Raw genomic sequence first — 4,333 nt, 5'->3', positions numbered from 1 at the left:
GAAGATGCGCGTGCCGACCCCGCTCACGCCAACCGCCCCGGCGACCGGTTGGGCCGCCATGACGCCGGTCCCCGTGAGCTCGGTGTCGCGGCCGGTGGCCTCGTCGCCGGCGCGCAGGAGCAGGGCGACGATGACGAAGCTCGCGAGCAGCGAGGAGCCGCCCTGGCTCATGAAGGGCAGGGTCACGCCGGTGAGCGGGATCAGGCGGGTGACGCCTCCGACGATGAGGAAGGCCTGGAAGGAGATGGCCGCGGTGAGGCCGGCCGCGGTGAAGGCCGCGAGGTCGGATTTGGCACGCGCGGCGGTGGTGAGGGCGCGCACGGCGAAGAGCATGAAGAGCAGGAGCACCGCAGCGCCGCCGAGCAGGCCCATCTCCTCGCCGATGGCCGAGAAGATGAAGTCGGACTCGACGACGGGGATCAGGGTCGCCATGCCGCGGCCCACGCCCACGCCCGCGAGCCCGCCGTCGGCGAGCGAGTAGAGCGACTGCACGAGCTGGAAGCCGCGATCCTGGGCGTCGGCGAACGGGTCCAGCCAGATATCGAAGCGCACCTGGACGTGTCCGAGGAAGTGGTAGGCGCCCACCGCGCCCACGGCGAGCATCAGAAGGCCGATGATCACATAGGAGACGCGGCCGGTTGCCACGTAGAGCATCACCAGGAAGATCGTGTAGAAGAGCAGGGCGGAGCCGAGGTCGCGCTCGAAGACGACGACGAGCATGCAGATGCCCCAGACGACGAAGAGGGGAGCGAGCAGCCTCAGGCGCGGGACCTTGAAGCCCAGGATCGTGCGGTTGGAGAGCGAGAGCAGCTCGCGGTTCTCAGAGAGGTAACCGGCCAGGAAGAGCACGATGAGCACCTTGGCGAACTCACCGGGCTGGATGGTGCCGAGCCCCGGCACGCGGATCCAGAGCTTGGAGCCGTAGATCTCGGTGCCGATGAACATCGGCAGCACAAGCAGGATGATGCCGGCGATGCCGAGGGTGTACTTGTAGCGCTTGACCATGTCGAGGTTGCGCACGACGGCGAGGGTGCCCACCATCAGCGCGATGGAGGCGAACAGGATCATGAGCTGCGAGAGGCCGAGGTCGGCGTCGAGGCGGGTCACGAAGGTGATGCCGATGCCCGACAGCAGGAAGACGACGGGCAGGATCGCCGGGTCCGCACCGGGGGCGAAGACGCGCACGGCGATGTGGGCCGCGGCGAAGGCGGCGAAGAGGCCGAGCGGCACGGCGAGGGTCTGGAACGAGACCGCCCCGCCTATGGTCGTGATGTACATGGCGTACAGGAGCACCACGGGGAACGCGGCGGCGATGAGCAGGAAGAGCTCGGTGTTGCGGCGGCTGCTCACTGGGCACCACCCCCTTCGGTCGAAGTCGTCTCCGAGGAGGTGGCGCCGGCCGCGTCCTCGGTTGCGCCAGCGCGCAGGTTAGACGCGCTCTGGGCGGCCTTGCTCTGCTCCTCGTAGATCTGCTTGCGGTACTTGGATATGGTCTCGATCGCGGCGTCCATGCTGTCCTGCGGGATGCCTTCAGCCAGACGGTTCTGGGTGTCTTCCGGCAGGTCATGGAGGTGCACGGTCGATTCATCGCTCAGCCAGTGCAGGTCGAGCCCCATGAAGCTGCCAGGCACGCCGGTGTAGATGGCCACGACGCCGTTGTGGGCCCCGAGGTAGACCGAGCCGGTGATCGAGGTGAAGGTGATGATGCCGCCGAGGATGATGACGGCGAGGAGCGCGCTGAGCGCGATGAGGGCGCGACGGCGCCTGCGCCCGAGGGCGGCCTTGAGCTTCCCGTCGTCCACGAGGTCGACCACGACCACGGTGACGTTGTCGGTGCCGCCCGCGGCGAGCGCGGCGTCCACGAGGTTGTCCGTGCAGATCTGCGCAGTGGTCGACTGGACGGCGATGCGCTCGATCTCGCCGTCCGGGATCATGCTCGAGAGCCCGTCCGAGCAGAGGATGAGCCGGTCCCCGGTCTCGACGCCTATCTGGAAGTGGTCGGCGTACATGTTCGGATCCGAGCCGAGGGCCCGGGTGATGACGGAGCGGTTGGGGTGGACGCGGGCCTCGTCGGCGGTGATCTCGCCGGCGTCCACGAGCTCCTCGACATAGGAGTGGTCGCGCGTGACGCGGATGNGCCATGTAGCCCACGGTGCCGCCGCGCGCCCCGCCGAAGCCCGCGGCGCTCGCGAGCGAGGCCATGCCGAAGTCCGTGAGCTTCACGTGGCCGTTGCGGTCTATGAGGACGTTCGCGGGTTTGATGTCGAGGTGGAGCACGCGATTCTCATGCGCGTAGGCGAGGGCCGACACCAGGGCGTCGGCGATGGCGGCGGCCTCGTCGTAGGTGAGGGAATGGCCCTCCACGGCCGCGAGGAACTCCTCGAGGCTCATGCCGTCCACGTACTCCATAACCAGGTAGGCGTGGGCGATGTCGTAGCTGAAGTCGATGACGGACACGATATGGGGGTGCTGCAGCATGCTCGCGGTGCGCGCTTCGCTGAGCGCGGCCGCAGTACTCTGGCGCGGGGTTCCCGCGGCATCGGCCCCGAGCGGCATGCGCTTGATGGCCACGCGGCGCTGCAGGCGCTTGTCGAGGCAGATCTCGACGCTGCCGAAGCCGCCGGCTGCCCGCGTCTCGAGCGGCCGGTAGCGTTTGAAGAGTTGGAATGCGGCCGTGCCAGCAGGACTCGGGGCCGGCGCGGGCTCCGCCTGGAGATGTGGGCGCTCGGGGCGCTGCTGGCTGAAAAAGGGCATGGAGCGTCAAGCCTTTCAGGTTCGTTTCAGGTGCAGATAGGCTATCCGCGGCATTTTACCATGGAGGATGTGCGGCGATGTGAAGCGCTCCTGTGGTATCGCCGATCCAGATCCGTCCGGGCGCGGGGATGCCGATGTTCCCGAAGACCCGCGAGGCCGTGCGAAAACCGAGGACGCGCCTCGTCGGCCTCAAGCGTCCCCGTCGGGCTTCGCCGGCCGTCCGCGCGAGGCGGTATCATAGGCGCACGGCATCGGTCCTCCGGGACCCGGCCGCGCATCGCTCACCCCACCCCACGAGGAGGGTCCCATGGAGTCGCTCTACCGCACCTACCGCCCGCTCACCTTCGAGAGCGTCGTTGGTCAGGAGCACATCGTCTCGACGATCAGGAACGCCGTCACCGAGGGCCGCCTCTCGCACGCCTACCTCTTCTGCGGCCCGCGCGGCACGGGCAAGACCACCATGGCGCGCATCCTGGCGAAGGCCCTGCTGTGCGGCAAGGCGGCCGGATCCCCCGNCGCGCGGGCCCGGTCGATGCGGATGCCCTCGCCGGTGACGACATCGACGATCTCGGCCAGGGGCGCCGCCTGCTGCTGGGGCGTGCGGGCGTTCGCCATGTTGGCGGCGATGCCCCCCATGGCCGCGCCCGTTGCTGCGGCGCCGCCCATCCCGGGCATCTGCTCGCGGAGCATGGTCTGGGGGACGGGCACGGACGCCTCGGCGCCCGGGCCGAAGGGATCGGCCGCGAACGGATCGCCCACCGCGGCGGAGGGCCGTCCGGCGAGCGGGGCGGGAGACGGGGAGGGCGCCTCGGGGCGCTGGCTGCGCGCGGGAGTCGCGCCGGAGAGGCCGCGCTGGTAGGCACGCTCCTCCTCGTACAGGCGTCCGAGCGTGGGCGCGTCGACGTTCTCCGCGAACACCGAGAAGCGACCGCTCTTGAGCGATGGGTCGATCATGAAGCGGACGAGCGGCTCGCCGACGAAGGTGTAGCGTTTCTTGTTGGCCTGCGCCTTCATGAGCTCGGCGACCTCACGGGAGAGGTCGGGGTAGAAGGGCGCCAGGAGCGGATCGTCTTCATTGGCGACGAGGACGGTGTAGAGGGCCGGGGCGGTGGTGACCCCGTTGATCACCAGGGTCTGGTCTTCCATCTCGCCCGCAGCCTGCTTTGCGAGTTTCTTGAACGAGAAGGGCGCGCGCGTGGCACCGAAGATGCCCGAGACGCGGTTCTCGAAGACGCTCAGGAAGTTCACGAACGATCACCTTCCGGTTCAACTCTCATACCGAGCGAGAATACGCATATCCAAACGAGTATAGAGGATAGGATGCCGACGCCGATCGCCATGGCAGTCTGCTCAGGGCTCGCGGGGGCAATTTCCATATGGTTTGCAAGAGCGCCGAGCGCCGGGACGACGAGGCAGGGCAGCAGGTAGGCGACGAGGTAGCCCCGGTCGCCGCGCCCCTCCCGCCGTGCGTCCCAGGCCCGCCTGAGCAGGATCGAGACGGCCGCCGCCGCGCCTGCGAGCCCCAGGGCCGCAACCCAGACCGCAGGCGATCCGAGGGCCGAGGCGGCGTCGACGAAGC

Annotated in this window: 4 protein-coding genes and 2 pseudogenes; 1 reads left to right on the top strand and 5 read right to left on the bottom strand. The window is 68.9% G+C overall.

Annotated features, from left to right (window positions below; translation table 11 throughout):
* The 3 genes and pseudogenes from CAP13_RS01160 to CAP13_RS01150 form a co-directional block, all read right to left on the bottom strand.
* The coding region (locus tag CAP13_RS01160; protein ID WP_143764867.1) for an FtsW/RodA/SpoVE family cell cycle protein at window positions 1-1,350 on the bottom strand (1,350 nt) is incomplete at its 3' end.
* Window positions 1,347-2,096, bottom strand: a complete 750-nt coding sequence (locus CAP13_RS01155) for a protein phosphatase 2C domain-containing protein (protein WP_085829840.1) — start codon at window positions 2,094-2,096, stop codon at window positions 1,347-1,349. The genes CAP13_RS01160 and CAP13_RS01155, both read right to left, overlap by 4 nt.
* 52 nt (window positions 2,097-2,148) lie before the next feature.
* A pseudogene (locus CAP13_RS01150) lies at window positions 2,149-2,754 on the bottom strand (serine/threonine-protein kinase); the annotation flags it as partial.
* A 307-nt stretch (window positions 2,755-3,061) separates the two neighbouring features.
* Here CAP13_RS01150 and CAP13_RS01145 point away from each other — a divergent pair.
* Window positions 3,062-3,214: pseudogene (locus CAP13_RS01145) on the top strand (hypothetical protein); the annotation flags it as partial.
* Here CAP13_RS01145 and CAP13_RS01140 read toward each other — a convergent pair.
* Both CAP13_RS01140 and CAP13_RS09790 read right to left on the bottom strand, forming a co-directional pair.
* Entirely contained in the window at window positions 3,175-4,002 is an 828-nt protein-coding gene (locus CAP13_RS01140) for an FhaA domain-containing protein (protein ID WP_143764858.1), read from the bottom strand. The pseudogene CAP13_RS01145 and the gene CAP13_RS01140 sit on opposite strands and share 40 nt — an antisense overlap.
* Window positions 3,999-4,333, bottom strand: a 335-nt coding sequence (locus CAP13_RS09790; protein ID WP_218775280.1) for a hypothetical protein, incomplete at its 5' end; no start/stop codon positions are given. The genes CAP13_RS01140 and CAP13_RS09790, both read right to left, overlap by 4 nt.

Origin of the sequence: Collinsella vaginalis (genome assembly GCF_900176655.1) — a bacterium.
GTDB lineage: Bacteria > Actinomycetota > Coriobacteriia > Coriobacteriales > Coriobacteriaceae > Collinsella > Collinsella vaginalis.
This window is presented reverse-complemented; position numbering and strand designations above follow the sequence as displayed.